Source organism: Streptomyces sp. NPDC004539, assembly GCF_040610055.1.
In the GTDB taxonomy this organism is placed as follows: domain Bacteria; phylum Actinomycetota; class Actinomycetes; order Streptomycetales; family Streptomycetaceae; genus Streptomyces.
On record NZ_JBEXLS010000006.1, the window covers coordinates 284,974 to 303,546 of the forward strand.

General features: G+C 72.1%; 15 protein-coding genes. 12 read left to right on the plus strand and 3 right to left on the minus strand.

Features of this window, described 5'->3' with window-relative positions; translation table 11 throughout:
* Positions 1–33 precede the first annotated feature (33 nt).
* Complete coding sequence (locus tag ABZX85_RS15485; protein WP_355867457.1) at positions 34–792, plus strand: DUF899 family protein; 759 nt, start codon at positions 34–36, stop codon at positions 790–792.
* Here the strand turns inward: ABZX85_RS15485 and ABZX85_RS15490 are convergent.
* Complete coding sequence (locus tag ABZX85_RS15490; RefSeq protein ID WP_355867460.1) at positions 789–1,733, minus strand: D-glycerate dehydrogenase; 945 nt, start codon at positions 1,731–1,733, stop codon at positions 789–791. The two genes, ABZX85_RS15485 and ABZX85_RS15490, sit on opposite strands and share 4 nt — an antisense overlap.
* A gap of 54 nt (positions 1,734–1,787) precedes the next feature.
* Positions 1,788–2,684, minus strand: a complete 897-nt coding sequence (gene nac / locus ABZX85_RS15495; protein WP_355867463.1) for a nitrogen assimilation transcriptional regulator NAC — start codon at positions 2,682–2,684, stop codon at positions 1,788–1,790.
* Positions 2,685–2,851: 167 nt separating this feature from the next.
* Between nac and ABZX85_RS15500 the strand changes: the two genes are divergently transcribed.
* The 9 genes from ABZX85_RS15500 to ABZX85_RS15540 all read left to right on the plus strand — a co-directional run bounded on the left by ABZX85_RS15500 (position 2,852) and on the right by ABZX85_RS15540 (position 12,323).
* Positions 2,852–3,664 carry a 5-oxoprolinase subunit PxpA gene (locus tag ABZX85_RS15500; protein WP_355867466.1) on the plus strand — a complete coding sequence of 271 codons (813 nt, stop codon included), beginning with the start codon at positions 2,852–2,854 and terminating at the stop codon, positions 3,662–3,664.
* A complete protein-coding gene (locus ABZX85_RS15505) occupies positions 3,661–4,368 on the plus strand; it encodes an allophanate hydrolase subunit 1 (protein WP_355867469.1) in 708 nt (235 codons plus the stop codon). The genes ABZX85_RS15500 and ABZX85_RS15505 overlap by 4 nt, the downstream gene beginning before the upstream one ends.
* Entirely contained in the window at positions 4,361–5,344 is a 984-nt protein-coding gene (locus ABZX85_RS15510; RefSeq protein WP_355867471.1) for a biotin-dependent carboxyltransferase family protein, read from the plus strand. The genes ABZX85_RS15505 and ABZX85_RS15510 overlap by 8 nt, the downstream gene beginning before the upstream one ends.
* Positions 5,341–6,651, plus strand: a complete 1,311-nt coding sequence (locus ABZX85_RS15515; RefSeq protein ID WP_355867474.1) for an MFS transporter — start codon at positions 5,341–5,343, stop codon at positions 6,649–6,651. Before ABZX85_RS15510 ends, ABZX85_RS15515 begins: the two co-directional genes overlap by 4 nt.
* A 29-nt stretch (positions 6,652–6,680) precedes the next feature.
* Complete coding sequence (locus ABZX85_RS15520; protein ID WP_355867477.1) at positions 6,681–7,424, plus strand: SDR family oxidoreductase; 744 nt, start codon at positions 6,681–6,683, stop codon at positions 7,422–7,424.
* On the plus strand, positions 7,424–8,635 hold the full coding sequence (locus tag ABZX85_RS15525; protein WP_355867480.1) for an aspartate transaminase: 1,212 nt from the start codon (positions 7,424–7,426) through the stop codon (positions 8,633–8,635). Before ABZX85_RS15520 ends, ABZX85_RS15525 begins: the two co-directional genes overlap by 1 nt.
* A complete protein-coding gene (locus ABZX85_RS15530) occupies positions 8,632–9,309 on the plus strand; it encodes a 4-carboxy-4-hydroxy-2-oxoadipate aldolase/oxaloacetate decarboxylase (RefSeq protein ID WP_355867483.1) in 678 nt (225 codons plus the stop codon). The genes ABZX85_RS15525 and ABZX85_RS15530 overlap by 4 nt, the downstream gene beginning before the upstream one ends.
* An 82-nt stretch (positions 9,310–9,391) precedes the next feature.
* Positions 9,392–10,144 (plus strand): hypothetical protein, encoded by a 753-nt coding sequence (locus ABZX85_RS15535; protein ID WP_355867486.1) that lies wholly within the window; start codon positions 9,392–9,394, stop codon positions 10,142–10,144.
* Positions 10,145–10,295: 151 nt separating this feature from the next.
* On the plus strand, positions 10,296–12,323 hold the full coding sequence (locus ABZX85_RS15540; RefSeq protein ID WP_355867923.1) for an AAA family ATPase: 2,028 nt from the start codon (positions 10,296–10,298) through the stop codon (positions 12,321–12,323).
* On the opposite strand, the gene ABZX85_RS15545 is transcribed toward ABZX85_RS15540, so the two are convergent.
* Positions 12,306–15,878 (minus strand): LamG-like jellyroll fold domain-containing protein, encoded by a 3,573-nt coding sequence (locus ABZX85_RS15545; protein WP_355867926.1) that lies wholly within the window; start codon positions 15,876–15,878, stop codon positions 12,306–12,308. The genes ABZX85_RS15540 and ABZX85_RS15545 overlap by 18 nt on opposite strands.
* Positions 15,879–16,254: 376 nt before the next feature.
* On the opposite strand from ABZX85_RS15545, the gene ABZX85_RS15550 reads away from it, so the two are divergent.
* On the plus strand, positions 16,255–17,265 hold the full coding sequence (locus ABZX85_RS15550) for a LacI family DNA-binding transcriptional regulator (protein ID WP_355867488.1): 1,011 nt from the start codon (positions 16,255–16,257) through the stop codon (positions 17,263–17,265).
* A 59-nt stretch (positions 17,266–17,324) separates the two neighbouring features.
* Positions 17,325–18,572: an extracellular solute-binding protein gene (locus ABZX85_RS15555; protein WP_355867491.1), complete on the plus strand. Its 1,248-nt coding sequence runs from the start codon at positions 17,325–17,327 to the stop codon at positions 18,570–18,572.
* Position 18,573 lies beyond the last annotated feature (1 nt).

Here is an 18,573-nt window from a genome sequence, read left to right on the forward strand (position 1 = left end):
TCAGGCGACCGCGCTCACCTCATGGAGGACACCGTGCCGCAGCCCACCGGACGCCCGCCCGTCGTCGACCTCGCCACCTGGCAGACCGCCCGGGACGCACTGCTCGTCCGCGAGAAGGCCCACACCCGCGAGGGCGACGCGATCGCGGCGGCCCGCAGACGGCTCCCGATGGTCGAGTTCGACGGGACGACCGAGGTCGTCGGAGCCGCCGGGCCGGTCCCCTTCCTCGACCTCTTCCAGGGCCGGGACGAACTCGTCGTCTACCAGCACATGTGGCACGACGGCGCCCCGCACGAGGGCCAGTGCCCGGGCTGCACCACCACCGCCTGGCACCTCAAGGACGCCGTCTACCTCAACGCGCGCGGCGTCTCCTACGCCGTCCTGACCGAGGGACGCTGGGCGGAGGTCGCCCCCTATGTCGCGTTCATGGGCTACACCGAACCCTGGTACTCGGTGCACGGCACCGACGCGCACCCCTTCTTCGACATGGGACGCCTCACCTGCTTCCTGCGCGACGGCGACCGCACGTACCTCACGTACTCCACGACGGGCCGGGGCAACGAACGCGTCAACCCCGCCCTCGGCCTCCTCGACCTCACCCCCTACGGCCGGGGCGAGTCATGGGAGGACACCCCCGAAGGCTGGCCCGAGGGCCGCGACGCCTGCTGGTTCTGGAGCACGGACGCGGACGGCGCCTCGACCTGGGGCCCGACGGGCCGCCCCGTCCCGCAGTGGACCCGCCCCGGAGCGGGCCCCGTGGGGACACGTGAGGGGAACGGCTGCTGCCACTAACCAGGGATCGGCGTGCGCGCGGGCCGGCCCGCGAGGACGTCCAGGATGTTCGCCGCCGCCAGGTCGGCCATCGCCGCGCGGGTCGCCTCGGTGGCCGAGCCGATGTGCGGGGTCGTCACGATGTGCTCCTCCTTCACCAGCGGGGACAGGTCGGCGCCCATCGGCTCGCGGGCGAAGACGTCGAGCCCGGCGGAGTGCAGACGGCCCGCGCGGACGGCGTCCAGGAGGGCCTGTTCGTCGACGACGCCGCCGCGCGCGGTGTTGACGAGGGTGGCCGTCGGCTTCATCGCGGCCAGCTCCGGGGCGCCGATGAGATGCCGGGTCTCGGGGGTCGACGGGACGTGCAGGGAGACGATGTCGGACTCGGCGAGGAGCGTGCGCAGGCTCACCGAGCCGGGGGAGCTGCGGCTGTGGTGCAGGACCCGCATGTCGAAACCCCGGGCCCGGCGGGCGACCGCCTGGGCGATCTGGCCGTACCCGACCAGGCCGAGGGTCGCACCGTGGACGTCCAGACCGAGATAGTCGTGCATGCGGAAGGTGTCCCAACCGCCCGACACGAGGCTCGCGTTGGCGGCGCCCAGGCGGCGCCGGGCGCTGAGGATCAGGGCGAAGGCCAGGTCGGCGGTCGTCTCCGCGAGGGTGCCCGGGGTGTGCGTGACGGTGACGCCGCGCGCGGCTGCGGCGACGCGGTCGACGTTGTCGTACCCCATGCTCGCCAGCGCCACCACGCGCAGGGAGGGACCGGCGGCGTCCAGGAGGGCGGCGTCCACGGTGTCGTTGCCCAGGGCCAGGATCGCGGTGACGCCCGGGGCGAGGGCGGCCAGGTCGGCGGGGGACGGCTTGTCCGTGCCGGGCCAGGACACCACGTCCGCCGCCTCCGCGAGACGGTCCAGGGCGCTGCCGGGCAGGGTTCGACGGGTCGTCAGCACGCGCTTTCTCATAGGGGGACCGTAGGGAGCGCGCGGCGGCGGGACAAATAGCGGTTCGGTCTGACGCTATTGCCGGTCCTTATCGAAGGCGGTGACCAGCTCCAGGAACAGGTCGTGCACCGCGAGCGCCGGCTCGGACAGGGGCTGGCCGTCCGACGTCACCAGCGACAGCTGCACCTCGATCACCGGGCTCACGATCCGGCGCACCGCCACCGACCGCAGATCGAGGATCGCACGCGCCGCCGACCACGGCAGGACCGTCGCCCCGAGCCCCGCGTCCACCGCGTTCACCAGCGTCAGCGCCGACTCCACCTCACCCACCACCCGGGGCCGCAGCGCCGCCTGCCGGAACGCCGACTCGACGACCTGCCGGATCGTGTGGATACGGCTCGGCAGCAGCAACGGCACCTCCGCCAGCTCCTCCAGCGCCACCTCACCCTCCCCGCCCGGCGCCCCGATCAGATACAGGTCCTCCGAGCGCACCGGCTCGAACTGCACACCCCGCAGCGGACCGGCGCCGTAGATGAACGCCATGTCCATCCGGCCCGTCATGATCGCCTCGCTGATCACCCCGCCGAAGTTCTCGTTGATGTGCAGCAGGATGTCCGGGTACCGCTCCCGCACGCTCTTCAGGAGAGGCAGCGCGAGGGCCGCGCCCATGCTGTAGGGGGCGAGCCCCACCGACACGCCGCCCGCCGGAGCCCGCCCGCCCACCTCGACGGCCGCGTGCGCCAGATCGACCTGGCGCAGGATCAGCTGCGCGTGCCGGTACAGGGCGCGGCCCGCCTCGGTCGGGGCGACCCCGCGCTTGCTGCGGATCAGGAGCTGCTGCCCGAACTGGGCCTCCAGCGCCGAGAGCTGCTGGCTCAGCGCGGGCTGCGCGATGTGCAGGATGTCGGCCGCGCGCGTGATGCTCCCCGCATCGACGATCTTGATGAAGGAGTAGAGACGTCTGGTGTCCATGCGCGGGCCCTCCCGGTGTGCGAAGCCTCATCGTAGGGATCGCCGCATGTGAGCCGGGTCATAGCGGTACGCGATAACGCCACAGTGAACGCGTATTGGTCGCCCGGCGAACACAGCCCCCACAATCCTCCCTACACCCCGCTGCTCCCATTCCCTCGGAGGGCTCCATGACGCTCAAGGTCGATCTCGTGGCCGATCTCGGCGAGGGATTCGGCGCGTACACGATGGGGGACGACGCGGCCCTTCTCTCCCTGCTCACCTCGGCGAACGTCGCCTGCGGGTTCCACGCCGGCGACCCGCGCATCATGGACGCCACCGTCCGGACCTGCGTCGAGGAGGGGGTCGCGGTCGGCGCCCACCCCAGCTTCCCCGACCTCGCCGGGTTCGGGCGCCGGGCGATGGACCTGACGCCGGACGAGGTCCGCACCGACGTCCTCTACCAGGTGGGCGCGTTGCAGGCGTTCGCCGTCGCGCACGGCACCCGGGTACGGCACGTCGCCCCGCACGGCCGCCTCGGCAACCTCGTCGCCGTCCGCCCGGACTACGCGCGGGCCGTCGTGGACGCCGTCGCCGCCCTCGACCCGTCGATGACCGTCCTCGCCCAGGACGGCGAACTCGCCGACGCCGCGCGGGAACGCGGGCTGCGGGTGGGCATCGTCGGCATCGCCGACCGGGCCTACCGGGACGACGGGACGCTCGTCCCCCGCTCAGAACCCGGGGCCGTCGTCCACGACCCGGAGGAGATCGCGCGGCGCACCCTGCGGATGGTCACCGAAGGGGTGATCGTGAGCGCCTCCGGCAAGGACATCCCGGTCGCCTGCGACACCGTCCTCCTGCACGGCGACACCCCGGGCGCGCTCGCGCTGGCCCGCCGCATCCGCGAGCGGCTCCTCGCGGCGGGCGTCGAGATCACCTCCCTCGACGACGTGCTGAACGGCAAGGACCAGGTCGTGACGAGCGGCGAGGAGGCCCCCTGTTGACCGGCACCCTCACCCTCACCGACTGCGGCGACTCCGCGCTCGTCGCCAAGGCCGCCGGCCTCGCCCCCGAGGACGCCTGGCACCTCGTCCACGCCCTCGCCGACGCCCTCGACGCCGTCGAACTCCCCGGCGTGCACGGCCTGGTGCCCGCCTACGACGCCCTCCTCGTCGAGTTCGACTGCGCCGCCACCGACCACGCCACCGTCCGCCGGGTCCTGCGCCGCGAGGCCGACCGGATCGGGGCCGAGCCGCCGCCGCAGCCGCGCCGGTTCGTCGTCCCCGTCGTCTACGGAGGCGAGTTCGGGCCCGATCTCGGCGTGGTCGCCGGGCAGTTGGGGATCGGCGAGGACGAGGTGGTCGCGCTGCACTCCGGGGCCGATCTCACCGTGCGGTGTCTCGGGGCGCCCGCCGGGGCGCCGATGATGGACGGGCCGCCGTTCCCGAGGCCGGTGCCGAGGCTCGCCTCGCCCCGGACCCGCGTCGAACCCGGCGCGGTCGCCGTCGCGGGACGGCAGGCCGTGATCTGCCCGATGCCCTCGCCCGGCGGCTGGCCCCTGCTGGGGCGGACGCCCGTCCGGGTCCTCGACCTGGACGCCGACCCGCTCACGCCGTACCGGCCCGGCGACACCTTCCGGTTCGTGCCCATCGCGCCCGGCGAGTGGGACGACCACACCGGCCGGACCCTGGCGGACTGCCATGGCTGACACCCTCACCGTCACCACCCCCGGCCTCACCACCGTCCAGGACCTCGGCCGCCTCGGCCGCTCCCGCCACGGCCTCCCCCCGGGCGGCGCCCTCGACCAGCACTCCGCACGCGTCGCCAACGTCCTGTGCGGCAACGACGAACACGCCCCCCTCCTGGAGATCACCGCCCTCGACCTCGCCTGCACGCCCTCCGCCGACATCCTCATAGCCGTCACCGGAGCCCCCGCCGACCTGACCGTCGACGGCACCGCCCGCCCCCGGTGGGAACCGGTCCCGGTGCGCGCCGGAGAGACCCTCCGCGTCACCGGAATCCACGTCGGCCTGCGGGCCTACCTCGCCGTCCTCGGCTCCTTCGACGCCGAGTACCTGCAAGGGAGCTGCGCCCCCGACACCGTCCTCGGCTTCGGCCGCACCCTGCGCGCCGGGGACGTACTCACCCTCCGCACCGCCTGCCCGCCCCTCGGCCACCTCCCCTTCTTCCGGCTGAGCGCCCCCGCCGCACGCTTCCCGGCGGAGTGGACCGTGGACGTCACCGACGGCCCCGACCGGGCCGAGTTCGGCGACACCCACGCCCGCCTGTTCGGCCGCCGCTTCACCGTCACCCCGCAGAGCAACCACATCGGGCTGCGCCTGCGCACCGACGGCCCGCTGCCCCGGCGTACCGCCACCGGCGAGGTCCTCTCACGAGGAGTGCCCGTCGGCGCGGTCGAGGTGCCCGCCGGGGACGAACTCCTCGTCCTGCACCGAGGGCGCGGCGTCACCGCCGGCTACCCCGTCCTCGCCGTCGCCACCACCACCGGACTCGACGTCCTCGGACAGGTCCGCCCCGGCCAGAGCGTCCGCTTCCGCCACCGCACCCTCCCCGAGGCCGTCGTCGAACACCGCGCACGGCGTGCCGCCGTCGAGGCCCTCAGAACCCGCGTCCGCACCGCCTTCCACGCCCTCAGCCTCCCCCTCCACCAGGAGACGCCATGAGCACCGTCGCCGCTCAACCCGTCCCAGGCACCGTCGACCCGAGAACCGCCCGGAAGATCACCCTCGCCGGCTGCGTCGGGATCTTCGCCGAGCTCTACGACAACGGCATCTTCGGCTTCATGGCCGGCACCCTCGCCGTCGTCTTCTTCCCCGGCTCCGAGAACGCCGTCCAGCTCGTCTTCCTCGGCTACGCCGTCTCCTTCTTCTTCCGCCCGCTCGGCGGCATCATCTGCGGCCACCTCGGCGACCGCATCGGACGCCAGCGGATGCTCGTCTTCGTCATCCTGCTGATCAGCGTCGCCACCGCCGCCATCGGACTGCTGCCGACCTACGCCGCGATCGGCGTCGCCGCGCCCGTCCTGCTGATCCTGCTGCGCGTCGCCCAGGGCTTCTCCGTCGGCGGCGAGGCGTCCGGCGCGATGAGCTTCCTCGCCGAACACGCCCCCGCGGGCAAACGCGGCCTCTATACGAGCTACGCGCAGATCGCCTCGTTCCTGTCGCTGCTCACCGGCACGCTCATCGCCGCCGGGATGACCAGCGGACTCGGCTCCGAGCGCATGGAGTCCTGGGGATGGCGGATTCCGTTCCTGCTCGCCGTGCCCCTCGGGATCACCGGGATCTACATCCGCAAGCGCATCAGCGACACCCCCAACTTCACGCGGCTGCGGGAGGCGGGCGGACTGTCGAAGAACCCGCTCAAAGAGGCGTTCAGCTCCGCCGAGCACCGGCGCGCGATGCTCCTCGCCCTGTTCATCCCGCTGATGAACGGGTCCGGGTACTACGTCCTGTTCAGCTACATGCCGACGTTCATGAGCAGCGAACTGGACTTCAGCAAGGTCCAGGGACTGCTGGTCACCGCCTCCAGCCTGGTCGCGATCTGCCTGGCCATCCCGTACATGGGGCGGCTGTCGGACCGGGTCGGGCGCAAGAAGGTCATCGCGGGGGCGGCGATCGCCATGGCCGTCGTCGGGATTCCCTGTTACCTGCTGATCGGGACCGGGAACGTGGCCCTCGCCGTCGTCGGCGCGTGTCTGATGGCGGTCGTCTTCGCCGGGCACACCGGGGTCATCCACATCCTCCTCGTCGAACTGTTCCCGACGCGGGTGCGGTACTCCGCCTACGGGCTCGGCTACAACGTCTCCGCCGCGCTGTTCGGCGGGACGGCACCCCTGCTCATGACCTACCTCATCGACACCACCGGCGACATCCACATGCCCGCCTACTACGCCGTCCTCACCGCCCTCGGCACGCTGATCGCCGTGTCCCGGGTCGAGGACCGGGCCCACCTGCCGCTGCGCGACGCCTGATCACCACTCTGAACTAGGAGTACACCCGCATGCCCATCTCCGACTACCGCACCGCTCTCGTCACCGGGGCGTCCACCGGCATCGGAGCAGTGGTCGTCGAGCGGCTCGCCAAGAGCGGTCTCCACGTCCACGCCCTCGCCCGCAACGCCGAACGCCTCGACGCCCTCGCCGAGGCCACCGGCTGCACCCCGCACGCCGTCGACGTCACCGACACCGAGGCGCTCACCGAGACCCTGGCCGGCCTGGAGATCGACGTCCTCGTCAACAACGCCGGCGTCTCGCGCACCGGCAACATCCTCACCGCCGACGACTTCGCGGTCGACGAGCAGGTCGACGTCAACATCCGGGCCGTGCTGCACCTCGTCCGGCTCCTCATGCCCGGCATGGTCGAACGCGACCTCGGGCACATCGTCAACATCAGCTCCATCGCCGGGGTCTACAACTTCGGCGGCAACACGGTCTACCACGCCACCAAGGCGGCCGTGCACACCCTCTCCCGGCAACTGCGCGTCGACGGCTACGGCAAGCGCGTCCGCGTCACCGAGATCTGCCCCGGCCGCGTCGAGACGGAGATCTTCGGCCGGCTCCTCGGCGACATGGAGGAGGCGCGGCGCACGTACTACGACGGGTACGAGTCGCTGAAGCCCGAGGACATCGCGGACGCCATCGAGTTCGCCGTCGACTCGCCCCGGCACGTCAACATCGGGCACATCGAGATCCTGCCCACCTTCCAGGTCCCCGGCGGCCTCAACTTCGAGCGCCGGGAGGGCTGATGGACACCGCGGCACGCGTCCGCCGGATCAAGCCCTCGCCGAGCACGGCGGCGGCCGGGCGGGTCAGGGAACTCAAGGGCCGCGGCCTGGAGATCCACGACCTCACCATCGGCGAACCGGACTTCGACACCCCCGCCCACGTCAAGGCCGCCGCGATCCGGGCCATCGAGGCCGGCGACACCAAGTACACGCCCGTCAACGGCACTGCGGCCCTGCGCGCCGCGATCCGCGACCGGCTCCGGCGCCGCCACGGCCTGGAGTACACCGACGACCGGATCGCCGTCGGCGGCGGCGCGAAGCAGGTCATCTACCTCGCCCTCACCGCGACGCTGGACGAGGGCGACGAGGTCGTGATCCCAGCCCCCTACTGGGTCTCCTACCCCGACATGGTCCGCGCCAACGACGGCACCCCCGTCATCGTCGACTGCCCCGAGCGGGACGCCTTCAAGCTCACCCCCGCCCGCCTGCGCGCCGCCCTCACCGCCCGCACCCGCTGGCTCATCCTCAACACCCCCGGAAACCCCACCGGTTCGGCCTACACCCCGGACGAACTCCGCGCCCTCGCGGCGGTCCTGCTCGACCACCCGCACGTCGGCGTCCTCACCGACGAGATCTACGACGAGATCTGGTACGACGCCGGCGCGCACCCCTCCCTCGCGGCGGCCGAACCCCGCCTCGCCGACCGGGTGTTCCTCACCAACGGCGTCTCCAAGACGTACGCCATGACCGGCTGGCGCATCGGCTACGGCGCCGGCCCCGCCGACCTCGTCGCCGCGATCAACACCCTCCAGTCCCAGATCTCCTCCTGCCCCTCCTCGGTCAGCCAGGCGGCAGCGGCTGCCGCGCTCACGGGACCCCAGGAATTCGTCCGGGAGACCGTCGAGGTGTACCGCGCCCGGCGCGACACGACCGTCGAACTCCTCACGCGCTCCACGGAGCTGACCTGCACACCGCCCAGCGGCGGCTTCTACCTCCTCGTCGACTGCCGGGCGTACCTGGGCCGGTACACGCCCTCCGGTGAACGCGTCGACACCGACGAGGAGTTCACCCGCCACCTCCTGGACAGCCAGCAGGTCGCCGTGATCCACGGCTCCGCCTACGGCGCCCCCGGCTATGTCCGGATCTCCTTCGCCACCTCCACCGAAGCCCTCACCGAAGCGTGCGCGCGCATCGCGAAAGCCTGCGCGGCCCTGTCCGAAAGGCCCTCATGATCCGCGTCAGCACGAAGTTCGAGCGCCCCGACGCCGGACTCGTGGAACGCCTCGCCGGCTACTCCTCGGCGACGATCCACGAAGCGCAGGGCAGGCTGGGCGCGCTGGACTCGTCGATCAAACCCGTCGACCGCCGGATGTCGCTGTGCGGACCGGCGTTCACGGTCCAGTGCGCGCCGCGCGACAACCTCATGCTCCAGACGGCGATCGCGTACGCGCGGCCCGGGGACGTGATCGTGGTGTCCGCCGGGGAGTACAGCGAGGCGGGGTCCTTCGGGGACGTCCTGGCCAACGCCTGTCAGGCCAAGGGGCTCGGCGGGCTCGTCACCGACACGGGGGTCCGGGACACCGAGGATCTGCGGGCGCTCGGGTTCCCCGTCTTCTCCTACAGCGTCTGCATCAAGGGGACGGTGAAGGAGACCGTCGGGCCGATGTGCGAACCGGTCACGGTCGGGGGGCAGTTGGTGCGGCCGGGGGACGTCGTCCGGGCCGACGCGGACGGGGTCGTCGTGATCCGGCGCGAGGACGCCGAGGCGGTGGCGGTCGCCTCGCAGGAGCGGATCGACGACGAGGCCGGGTACATCGCGGCGTACCGGGAGGGGAAGAGCGTCGTCGAGATGTGCGGGCTTGAGGCGCGGTGGGCGGCGAAGGGGCTGGTGATCGACGAGTCGTGAGGTGAGTACGCCTACTCATGCCGCCCCGCCCCGCGCCGAGGACGATGGGCGCAGGACGACATGAGCGGGGGAGACCGAGGACATGGGCAGATTCCTGGGCGGGGTCGCGGCGGTCGCGGCGGCCGTCGCGGCACTGGTGTTCGCGTACGTGGCGGGCGCGTCGAGCGAGGTCGTCTTCACCGTCGGCGCGGGGGTGCTGAGCCTGCTGTGGCTGACGCTCCTGCTGACCCTGCCCTGGAACCTGTACTTCCGCGCCCACACGGTCCTCGCCGAGATCGCCGTCAGCCGGGAGAAAGGCATCGAGGTCTCCCCGGCGCGCGACACCGAGGCCGCCCGCATCGCCCGCATGATGCTCCGCACGGCCGTCGCCGGTCACCTCCTCACGGCGGCGGTCGTCCTCGCGGTCACCTGGGCGACCGGCGGCTTCACCGGCTACTGGTTCGCCGCGTTCTTCCTCCTGAGCACCCTCTTCCGCCCCGCCGGCGCCTACTTCGGCCAGCTCAGGAACCGGCTGCGGACCCTGCTCAGGGAAGTCACCCACCCCCGCGACGACGTCGTCGACCTGCGCACCCGTCTCGCCCGCACGGAAGCCGCCCACAAGGTCCTCTCCGAGAAGGCCGAGGAACAGTACCGGGCCCTCGCCGAACTGCGCCACACCCTCGACGCCTCGACCATGGCCGCCCACCAGCGCGCCGAGGAGACCGACCGCCGGATCACCGCACTCGGCCGCGAGTTCGAGGCGACGGTCCACCGCCTCACCGACAACAAGGAGATCATCGCCGGCGTGAAGGCGTTCCTGCGCCTGCTGCGCGCGCCCGACATGATCGAGGGCTGAGGAGGCGCGGCGGGTGGGGTAAGTCAAGACTTACCTTTGCGGGCGAGCGCGCTCATAGTGGTGAGCCGCACCCAGAGGAGGCCCACCGTTGTCGCAGATCAGCGACGGTTCCACGCGTCAGGTGACGGCGCAGCAGGCTCACGTCTCCACCATGTACGGACTGCTCGACGAGCGCGTCGCCGCCTCCCGGGCCCAACTGACCGCCGTCCTCGGCACACCGGCCGACGGCGGACGCGAGGTGTACGAACGGGACCTCGCCGCCGTCCGGCTCAGCGGGGAGATCCACCGGCTGGAGGCCGCCGAGACCGGCATGGTCTTCGGCCGCATCGACGGCGCCGACGGCACGGCCCTGCACATCGGCCGCCTCGGCCTGCACGCCGACGACCACGACCTGCCCCTCCTCGTCGACTGGCGCGCGGAGGCCGCCCGCCCCTTCTACGAGGCGACCGCCGTCAGCCCCATGGGCCTGCGACGCCGCCGCCATCTGCGGCTCGACGGACGCGCGGTGAGCGCCGTCAACGACGAACTCCTCGACGGCTCCGAGGCCGGACCGGACGACGTCGTCGGCGACAACCCGCTGACCGAGGTCCTCCAGGCACGCCGCACGGGCCGGATGGGCACGGCGGTCGCCACGCTCCAGGCCGAGCAGCACGCCATCGTCCGCTCGGTCAACCGGGGCGTGACCGTCGTCCAGGGCGGCCCCGGCACCGGGAAGACGGTCGTCGCGCTGCACCGGGCGGCGTACGCGCTGTACGCGTTCCCGCGCGCCGCCGAACGCGGGGTGCTGGTCCTCGGACCGAACACCCGCTTCCTCGACTACGTGTCGCAGGTGCTGCCCTCGCTCGGGGAGAACGATGTCGTCCTCGCGACCTGCGAGGAGCTGGCCGGGGTCGTCCCGGGGGCGGTGGAACCGGCCGAGTCGGCGCGGATCAAGGGGAGTTCGGCGCCGGCGGACGCGCTGGCCGCCGTCGTCCGGAGCCGGCAGGCCGTCGGCGGGGGCTTCGCCGCGCGGGGGGTCCGCCTCCCGGAGCGCGATGTCGCGCGGGCCCGGGACGCCGCCGTCGCGACCGGACTCGGTCACAACCGCGCCCGGCAGGTCTTCAAGGAACTCCTCGCGGACGCCGTCACCGACGCCCTCGAACGCGACGCCCTGGAGACCCTCGACCGCCTCGACGCCGAGTTCGCCGAGGCGACCGGCCTCGACCTCGACCGGGTCGCCGCCGCCGACCTGCGCAGACTCGGATACGACGACGAACCCGCCGGCAGCGCGGCCGACGAGTTCGACGCCGACGCCGTACGCGAGGGACTCCTCGACGACCCCTCCGTCGACCGCGCGATCGAGGCCCTGTGGCCGACGCTCACTCCCGAGGACGTCCTCCACACCCTGTTCGCCGCCCTCGACACCTACCTCCCCCAACTCACCGACCACGAACGCGCGTTGCTGGCCCGGGCCCCCGGCGACCTCTGGACCGACGCGGACGTGCCCCTGCTGGACGAGGCGTCGAGCCTGCTCGACGGCCCGCCCGCCCGGACCTACGGCCATGTCGTCGTCGACGAGGCGCAGGAACTCACCGACATGCGGTGGCGGATGGTCGTACGGCGCTGTCCCGCCCGTTCGATGACTCTCGTCGGCGACTTCGCCCAGGCGGGCCCGGCGACGCGGGCACGCGACTGGGCCGAGGCGCTGACACCGCACGTCGGCCCCCGCTTCGACCTGCACACCCTCACGGTCAGCTACCGCACCACGGTCGAGATCCTCGCCACCACCCGCGATCTCCTCACCCGCATCGCCCCCGCCCAGCGGCTGAGCAGCGCCATCCGCCACGGCGACGAGCCCCGCACCCTCGTCACCACCCCGGCAGCCCTCCCCGCCGCCCTCACGGCGGAACTCCGCGCCCAGCACGCGGCCCACCCCGGCGAACTCCTCGGCGTCATCTGCGCCGACAGCCGCGTCGGCGCACTGCACGCCGCCGGGGTGGGCCGCTGGGCCCAGATCGTCCCCGCCTCCGAGGCGCGCGGCCTGGAGTTCGACGGCGTTCTCGTCGTCGACCCCGACGGCATCACGGCCGAGCGGAGCTGCGGGGAACGGGATCTGTACGTCGGGCTGACCCGGGCGACGAAGCGGCTGTGCACCGTCGCCCTGGGCCGGCCGGGAACAGGGTCAGCGCACCTCTCGTGAGTAGGGTGCCACCGCGATCCGGTCGATCAGCGGGGCGTACCGGGAACGCAGCAGGACTCCGGGGAAGGTGTCCGAGGCGTACGTCGTGCCGTCGAAGTTCGGCAGCTCCTGCGAGCGGAACGACAGGGTGTTGGTCCCCTTCCTGAGCTGGACCGGGACCGTCAGCTCCCAGAAGTTGTCCTGGTGGAAGCTGTGCGGGAAGGTCACCCGGCGTGCCGCGGCGCCGTTGACGCTGAGGTCGGCGTGGCGGGCGAGCGGGTCGGGGTTGTAGTGGGTGGCGGGGGACTGCTCGGGGTTGGAGTAGCGGATGCGCAGGGCGTACAGGCCCGGCTTGTCCGCGGTGACGGTGAACGTCGCCGTGTTGTTGTTCCCCGGGTCCCCGCCGACACCGGTGATCGCCGTGCCGTCGGTCGCGAGGGGCAGGGAGGCGAGGGCGGCGGTCCCGGTGAGGACGGCCGATCCCGCTTCGTACGTCCGGACCGGGAGCCTGCCCTCGGTGGGCGTGACCGTGATCCGGTCGACGAGCGCCGGGATCGAACTCCCGGTCAGCGTCACCTTGTTGACGCCGCCGGAGAGGGAGACCGCGACCTCGTCCTTGCCGGGGGTGAGGCGCAGGACGTCGTTGCCGTTGACGGACAGCCGGGCGCCGATGCCGCCGAGGGCGTCGACCTTGAGGGTCGCCTCGCGGTCGGCGGGGGAGTACACCCAGAACGTCGCCGTCTGGCCCCGGCCGACCTGCGCCGCCCCGGACCCCGTGCGCGCGGGCCCGTACACGGGACGCGCCCCGCCGCCGAGCCACGCCAGCTCACCCTCGTACACCTGGGTGCCGGCGGACTTCGACGGGAGGGACAGGGTGAGGCGGTCGACGATCGCGTCGCCCTTCGTGGCCCGCTTGCCGTCGAGGCTCTTCGCGGCGAGCGTCAGGATGTGCCGGCCCTTGGTGAGCTTCACCTTGGTGTCGGCGTGGTCCCAGACGACCCACTTGTAGCCGAGCGGCAGGTACATCTCCTGCTCGGCGGCGCCGTCCACGCGCAGGAACACGTTCGTGGGCCCCTGCTCCTGCACCTTGTCGTAGGTGTTGAGGGAGTTGGCGAAGACGCTCAGGTCGTAGGTGCCGTCCTCGGGCACGTCGACCGGGAAGCCGAGGGTGACGTCCGAGCCGGTGCGCAGCCCGCCGACGTCGTACCCGCCCGAGGTGTAGAACTTCGACACGTCGGACGTCGACCCCTCGGGCCCGTTCTTGGAGTACCCGGACCCGGTGTGGGCCGCGTCCTCCGCCTCGTACGAGCCCTGCCAGCGCACCGGCGCCGACTGGGTGGCGAGCGCCTTCCCGGCCGGGGTGAGGACGATCTCGTACGCCGAGGACTCCTTGAGCGCCGGCAGGGTGCCGTCACCGAAGTCGACGGAGACCGTGCCGTCCGCCTCGACCTTCAGGTTCTTCTCCGTGAGGAGCTTCGGGCCGGAGTTGTCGCCGACCTGCCCGCTCCAGTCGATCTCCCGCACCCAGGCGTGCACCTGGGAGCCGAACAGCTTCTTGGGGACACCGGAGAACGTGATGTGGCCCTTGCCGTTCGACCCGCCGAAGAGCAGCCGCGCCTGCTTCTTGCCCTCGTCGAGCGTGGCGACGCCCTGCATCGTGTAGTTCTGGCCCGGGAACGGCGGGGTCACCGAGACGGTGTGCCCGCTCATCGAGGCGTACGAGTTCAGCAGCCACCACTGCCCGTTGCCCCGGTTCGACTGCACCGCCGAGTCGGAGAGGTTGCCGTCGATGTTCCAGTACGCGATGTCCGCGTCGACCTTCGACTCCTCGATCGCGGAGACCCACTGGATCATCTGGCCCGGCACCGAGGTGTGGTAGTTGAACGCGTACTCGTTGATGTTGACCGGCAGCGGGCCGATCCCCAGCTCCTTCTCCCAGCCCCGGTACTTGGCGACGCTCTGCCGCACCGCCTCCGGATGGCTCAGCTCGTGCCAGGTGACGACCTCGGGCAGCGTCCCCGCGGCTTTCGCGTGCGTGAGGAAGCCCTTCACCTGGTCGTAGAGGACACTGGTGTTGGGCCCGGCGATCCGCGCGCTCGGCATCTTGCCCTTGATCAGCTTGTACGCGGAGTCCCACGCGGCGAAGTAGTCCGCCGGGTTCGTCAGCCAGCTGACCTTGTTGTAACTCCACTCGCCGGTCCCGAACATGTTGCCCTCGGGCTCGTTGAACGGCACGAAGACGATGTTGTCCTGGTACTGCTTCGGCAGCCGCAGGACCTGGTCGACCTGGGCCGCGATCTTCTCCTCGTACAGCTTCAGCTTCTCCGCCGGAGTGCTGCCCGGCCACTGGTACGGGAAGCCCCGGTGGATGTCCGTCATGTAGATGTAGACGTCGCCGTCCGTGGAGTCGGCGAGGGGCTTCACCACCTCCAGCGCGTCCGCGCCCGGATGCTGCGGCCCGTCCTGCGCCTTGGTCGAGACCGTCCGCAGACCCATGCCCTCGATGAGGTTGTTCGTGGGCACGTCCGGTCCGTACACGCCGTACAGCGTCCCCGAGGCGCCGCCGTGGAACGCGCCGGTGTTCGAGGTGAGGTCGACGGTGAGCTGGCCTTCGCGGACGACGGTGACGGTCGCGGTGACGGCGCGGCCGGCGGCGGTTCCGGCGACGGTGAACGTGCCGGGTTTCGCGTACTTGTCGGCGGGGACGGCGTCCCAGGTGATCGGGGCGTCGCGGTCGTAATCGTCGGAGTAGGAGGCGCGGGCCGAGGCGGGCAGGGCCGGGGCCGTGCCGGTCGTCGTGCGGACGGTGAAGGCCGTCTGCGAGAGCCCGGTGAGCGTGGGGAGCGTGCCGGCCTGGCCCGCGACCTGCGCGGGGCTGAGGGCGGTGTGCCAGACGGCGAAGTCGTCGATGGAGCCCTTGAGGAGGGGGTCCGGGTAGAGGGACTTGCCGATGTAGCCGGCCGTCGTCGCCGAACTTGCCAGCAGGTCCTTCGCCTTGACGCTCGTCGCCGCCGAGGAGACCGCGACGCCGTCGAGGTAGGTGGTGACCCGGCCGGCGGCGGTGTCCAGGGTGACGGTGACGGTGCGCCACTGGCCGGCGGGGAGCGGGGCGTACCCGGAGACCTGGGCCTCCGCGCCTCCGCCGCCGGTGGTGACGGCCGTGCGCAGGACGCCGCCGTTCGACGGGGTCGTGAACAGGTACCTGGAGGTGTCGGTGCCGAGGTCGAAGATCCGCTGCCAGGCGGACGCGTCGTCGCCCCACTTCACGCGGGCCGAGACCGTGAGGTCACTGGCGTCGCCGAGGACTTCGCGGGGCAGGCGGACGTACGCGCCGTTCGAGGTGGACGCGCCGCCGGGCAGGGCGAGGGCCTTGCCGCCGTCGGCGCCCGTGACGGAGGCGGCGGTGGCGGGGTTGACCAGGGTCGCGGTGAGGTTGTTGCCGGAGGTGTCGGTGATCCGGCCGGAGGCGGTGTCGTCCTGGTCGAACGTGTAGTGGGCGACGGGTGCCGGGGTGTCCGCGGCCTGCGCGGGGACGGCGGGTACGGCCAGCAGGCCGGCGCCGAGCGCCAGCGCCACGGCGGCCGGGGCGCGTCGGGAGGCGGGGGCGCGGCCGGCGGCCGGGGCGCGGCGCCGGGCGGATCTCTCAGGGGATGGCATGGATCGCGTCCTCAATCCTGGGGGTCGTCATACGTCGAACCGGTTCGATGAGGTGGGCGGTGGTGGTGAGCGGGCCGGGAGGGCCCGGGACGGCGGAAGGATCAGTTCATCGAACCGGTTCGGGAAGCTAGCACCGGTGAGAGGGCCCGGCAATCCCCTCGACAAGGGTTGTTTCCGGCATCGAGGAAGTCGTGTCAGGGGTGTTGACAGCGGCTCGGAGGGTTCCTACCTTCACTTCACGCGAACCGGTTCGACAAGCCGGGACGTGGCCGAACCGGTTCGACGAAGGAGCCCCGTGAACATCGGTGAGATCGCTCGGCGGGCCGGTGTCTCCCGGAGCACCGTCTCCTACGCCCTCAGCGGGAAACGCCCCGTCTCCGACGAGACCCGCCACAAGATCCAACGGGTCATCGACGACCTGGGCTACCGCCCGAACGCCTCCGCCCGCGCCCTCGCCAACGGCCGCACCAGCACCATCGGCCTGGTCTTCCCGCCCGCCGGCGACCACTACACCGGCATGCAGCTCGACTTCATCGGCAGCGTCGTCGAGGCGGGCGCCTCCTACGACTACGACGTCCTCCTCTCCCCGAGCGGCGTCGACAGCGACCGCTCCTTCCAGCGCCTGCTGGGCGAGCGGCGCGTGGACGGCGCGATCCTCATGGAGATCAAGCTGGCGGACGACCGGGTCGACCACCTCGCCGACCTCGGTTTCCCCGCCGTCACCATCGGCCGGATCGCGCACCCCGAGACCAGCTGGTGGGTCGGCCTCGACCACACCGCGCTCGCCGCCGCCTGCGTCCACCACCTCGCGGACCTCGGCCACCGCCGGATCGCCCTCGTCAACCGCCCCGAACAACTCCTGCGCGCCGGCTACGAGTCGGCCCACCGGGGCCTGGACGGCTTCACCAAGGCCGCCGCCGAACGCGGGCTGACCGTCAGGGCGTACCCCTGCGGGGACGACGCGCCGTCAGGGCAGGCGTGCGTGGAGCGGATGCTGCACGACGACCCCGGCACCAGCGCGCTCGTCACCCTGAACGAGGCGTCGCTGGGCGGCGTCTACCGGGGCCTCGCGCACGCCGGACGCCATGTCCCGCGCGACTTCTCCGTCACCGGGGTCGTCGCCGCCCGCTGGGCCGAGACGGTCACCCCGCGGCTCACGGCGGCCGACGTGCCCGCCGAGGAGATGGGCCGGCGCGCCGTCGACCTCCTGGTGGAACGGCTCGACCAGCCGGACGCGCCACCCCGCCACCACCTCCTGACGCCGCCGATCTCGCTGCGGGCCAGCACCGGGCCGGCTACGCCGTAGCCGCCCTCGCAGACACACACCCAGGCACCTCCACCGACTTCACCGAAGGAACCCCCGCGATGAACAGTTCCTCCAGACAGCGCCGTCTGACCGCCGCCGCCCTGACCGCCCTCGCCGTGGCGGGCGCCGCCACCGCCTGCTCCTCCGGATCGGACAGCACCGGAAGCAAGGGCTCCGACGGCGGCACGTACACCGTCTGGGACCCCTACCCGCAGTTCGCGAAGGACTCGGCGTGGGTGAAGCTCCTCGACCGGTGCGGCAGCGAGGCCGGGGTGCAGGTCAAGCGGACCGGCTTCGACACGAGCGACCTCGCCAACAAGACGCTCCTCGCCGCCCAGCAGGGCAACTCCCCCGACCTCCTCGTCGTCGACAACCCCGTCGTCTCCACCCTCGCCGAGGCCGGCGTCCTCACCACGACCGCCGAGAACAAGCTCGACACCTCGAAGGTCGACCCCAACCTCCTCGCGGCCGGCCAGTCCGGCGGCAAGACCTACGGCACCCCCATCGGCGCCAACACCCTCGCCCTCTACTACAACAAGACCGTCCTCAAGGCGGCCGGCGTCGACGTCGCGGGCATCAAGGACTGGGCCTCCCTCACGGCCGCCCTCGACAAGGTCAAGAAGGCCGGCAAGAAGGGCATCACCTTCTCCGCGATCGGCACCGAGGAAGGCAGCTTCCAGTTCCTGCCCTGGTACTGGGGATCGGGCGCCCAGCTCACCCAACTCGACTCCGCGCAGGCCGAGTCCGCGCTCACCCTCTGGAAGGACTGGCTGAAGAACGGCTACGCCCCCAACTCCGTCCTCAACAACACCCAGACCACCAGCTGGCAGGAGTTCGCCACCGGCGACTACGCCTTCGCCGAGAACGGCACCTGGCAGCTCGCCAACGCCGAGAAGGCCGGCTTCGAGTACGGCGTGCTCCCGATCCCCGGCGCGAACAGCGCCTCCGCGCCCGCCCCGACCGGCGGCGAGTTCGTCACCCTCCCCGTCCAGGACGACACCGGCCGCTACGCCACCTCCCAGAAGCTCGCGACCTGCCTGACCAGCGAACAGGGCCTGTACGACACGGACTCCGCGCTCTCCTACGTCGCCCCCACCGCGGCCGTCCAGACCAAGCAGGTCGCCGCGAACCCCGCGCTCAAGCCGTGGGTTGAGGCCGTCAAGTCCGCCAAGGGCCGCACCAGTGACGACCTCGGCACCAAGTACCCGAAGATCTCCGAGCAGCTCTGGAAGGCCGTCCAGTCCGCGCTGAGCGGCTCCAAGTCGCCGAAGGACGCGCTGTCCTCGGCGCAGGGCGCGGTCAAGTGAC

Bases quoted from the DNA above. Each gene is read 5' to 3' on its own strand.
- ABZX85_RS15490 (WP_355867460.1), bottom strand. From the start codon at position 1,733: ATGAGAAAGCGCGTGCTGACGACCCGTCGAACCCTGCCCGGCAGCGCC.
- nac (WP_355867463.1), bottom strand. From the start codon at position 2,684: ATGGACACCAGACGTCTCTACTCCTTCATCAAGATCGTCGATGCGGGG.
- ABZX85_RS15500 (WP_355867466.1), top strand. From the start codon at position 2,852: ATGACGCTCAAGGTCGATCTCGTGGCCGATCTCGGCGAGGGATTCGGC.
- ABZX85_RS15510 (WP_355867471.1), top strand. From the start codon at position 4,361: ATGGCTGACACCCTCACCGTCACCACCCCCGGCCTCACCACCGTCCAG.
- ABZX85_RS15515 (WP_355867474.1), top strand. From the start codon at position 5,341: ATGAGCACCGTCGCCGCTCAACCCGTCCCAGGCACCGTCGACCCGAGA.
- ABZX85_RS15520 (WP_355867477.1), top strand. From the start codon at position 6,681: ATGCCCATCTCCGACTACCGCACCGCTCTCGTCACCGGGGCGTCCACC.
- ABZX85_RS15525 (WP_355867480.1), top strand. From the start codon at position 7,424: ATGGACACCGCGGCACGCGTCCGCCGGATCAAGCCCTCGCCGAGCACG.
- ABZX85_RS15530 (WP_355867483.1), top strand. From the start codon at position 8,632: ATGATCCGCGTCAGCACGAAGTTCGAGCGCCCCGACGCCGGACTCGTG.
- ABZX85_RS15535 (WP_355867486.1), top strand. From the start codon at position 9,392: ATGGGCAGATTCCTGGGCGGGGTCGCGGCGGTCGCGGCGGCCGTCGCG.
- ABZX85_RS15540 (WP_355867923.1), top strand. From the start codon at position 10,296: ATGTACGGACTGCTCGACGAGCGCGTCGCCGCCTCCCGGGCCCAACTG.
- ABZX85_RS15555 (WP_355867491.1), top strand. From the start codon at position 17,325: ATGAACAGTTCCTCCAGACAGCGCCGTCTGACCGCCGCCGCCCTGACC.